This is a genomic window from Polaromonas sp. P3_C2 (assembly GCF_056402675.1).
The window spans coordinates 1-627 of sequence record NZ_JBFUGX010001214.1; the positions used below are offsets into that span (position 1 = coordinate 1).

Annotated in this window: 1 protein-coding gene; it reads left to right on the forward strand. The window is 59.5% G+C overall.

All coding sequences use genetic code 11. The features are described from left to right. Nucleotides 1–3 precede the first annotated feature (3 nt). Nucleotides 4–627: DUF817 domain-containing protein (locus AC1DWI_RS25675; protein ID WP_477726258.1), on the forward strand; the 624-nt coding region annotated here is incomplete at its 3' end.

Sequence of the window (627 nt, forward strand, 5' to 3'; positions counted from 1 at the left end):
GCGTTGGACAACTGGCTGATCCAGGCGAAATCTCATGCGGGCCTGTCGGGCTTTCGCCGCTTTCTGGTGGAGTTTGGCTGTTTCGGCCTCAAGGAAGCCAGGGCGTGCCTCTTTGCCGGGCTGTTCTTTGCAGCGGTGTTCCTTGTGCCGCGGGCCGGTGTGGCCGGTGTTCCGCGCTACGACCTGCTGCTTTTGATTGCGCTGCTGATTCAAGGCTGGATGGTGCTGGCCAAGCTGGAAACCCTGGATGAGCTGAAAGCCATCTGCCTCTTTCACGTGGTGGGGTTTGCGCTGGAGGTCTTCAAGACTTCCGGGTCCATACAGTCATGGAGCTACCCGGACTTTGCCTATACGAAAGTGTTTGGCGTGCCGCTGTTTTCCGGCTTCATGTATGCGGCGGTGGGCAGCTACATCATCCAGGCGTGGCGGCTGTTTGACCTGCGCATCCGGCATCACCCGCCTTACTGGATGGGTGTGGTGATTGCATTGCTGATCTACGGCAATTTTTTCACGCACCACTATTGGGGCGACTACCGCTGGTACATCGCCGCCTGCCTGGCCGGCTTGTACGCCAGGTCCACAGTGATCTTCCGGCCCTATGACCGGGACCGGAGCATGCCGCTGTTG